This is a genomic window from Bacillus sp. Xin1 (genome assembly GCF_013314535.1).
Taxonomy (GTDB): Bacteria; Bacillota; Bacilli; order Bacillales; family Bacillaceae_G; genus Bacillus_A.
The window spans coordinates 1-1,359 of the sequence record NZ_JABUAE010000135.1 but is presented as its reverse complement, the minus strand read 5'-3'; the positions used below and the strand labels follow the sequence as shown (position 1 = coordinate 1,359).

Genomic DNA, 1,359 nt, shown 5'->3' with positions numbered 1-1,359 from the left:
TGCCCATACACCCGTATAGTCGATGTCTACAATTTCAACAATGTTTGCCATTCTCTTCTCTTCTTTCGCTTTTAAAAAGAAGAAGAGCACTGTTTCACAGTACTCTCCTCAACCTATATCTATCTAGCATGTTCCATTTCCGCTTCTTTTGGCTGTTCGTTCTTTTTCACACCTTTAAACTGATGAAAAAGCTGTGCGAATTTATTTTGACTTTTTGGTTCTTTCTCCTGGTTAGACTCTTTTTTACTATTTTTATCATATTCCTGTTTTTCTTGATCTAGAGCTTTTTCAATATTCGTCAGCTTTTCCCGCTGGGAATTTGTCAAATTCAGCCCTTTCAATTCCTGAAGCGCTTCTTTCTTTAGCTTGTATACTTCAGGATAAGAATGTATTTTCTCGAATTCTTTCATTTCTTTGACACGCTCTTCCCGACTTTTCGTATACTTTTCTTCTTGTTGTTTTAAAGGAGCTTCTTTTTTCTCTTCTTTTGAATCAGGTGACTTTTCTTTCCCATTTCCTAGCATTGCTAGTACTTCAACCTTATACTGTTCTTTGTATTGTTTCTCTTCTTGGGAAGGAGCAAGCTCTTCTAAAACTTGTTCCTTATATGACTCTTTATAAGCCTCTTTGGGCATTGATTTAGGTATCACCACTTGATTTTCCCTCTTTTGATTGGCTGTTTCTTCCATTCTTTGGCGCTCAATCGCTCTTTGCTTTATCAAGTTTTTCACCACATCAGACAACTGCTTCTCTCCTGTAAGTCGAAGAGAAGATTTTGACCAATTCTCACCATCTATTGCTTGTTCATATACTTTTACTTTCCCCGTATCATGATGAATATCAATTGTGATATCTCCTTGCCCCCAGTCCATTGCACTTGTCACAGATGGAATCGCAAAACGAGTAACACCTGGTTCCACTCCTCGTTGTTTTTCATGCATATTTCCTTCAGGAAACCTTTCTTTTTGTTTTCCAGTCATCTGAAGTGCTTGTTTATACAAAGCTTCTCTGATTTCTTCCTGCTTCAGTTGTTCTTGTATATTCACTTTTCACTTCCTCCTTTATAATAAAAAATCACTTCTCGTACTCAACGATAAGTGATGGCATTGTTTCTATATTAAATTGTGTACACAAGCCATCTATCGTTCTAATTCCACCTCTTGTTTCTTTTTCTTTGCAACATGTTGGAATTGTGCAAAATTCGAGAATGGCTCAAACTGTTTTTCCCGATCAACCACTTTCGATTCGGTCTGTTTCGTAACCGTAACTCCTTCTTTGTTCAACTTTTCTTGTACTTTACTTTCTAATTGATTAACAGATTCTTCAGTAATGAGTTCATTATCAATTGCAACATTTTTC

General features: G+C 36.4%; 1 protein-coding gene and 1 pseudogene. Both read right to left on the bottom strand.

The window, feature by feature from the left end; genetic code table 11:
- Nucleotides 1–119: 119 nt before the first annotated feature.
- A complete protein-coding gene (locus HRG09_RS28090; RefSeq protein WP_174104069.1) occupies nucleotides 120–1,046 on the bottom strand; it encodes a hypothetical protein in 927 nt (308 codons plus the stop codon).
- Between the two features lie 93 nt (nucleotides 1,047–1,139).
- Nucleotides 1,140–1,359 (bottom strand): annotated as a pseudogene (locus tag HRG09_RS28085) (hypothetical protein); the annotation flags it as partial.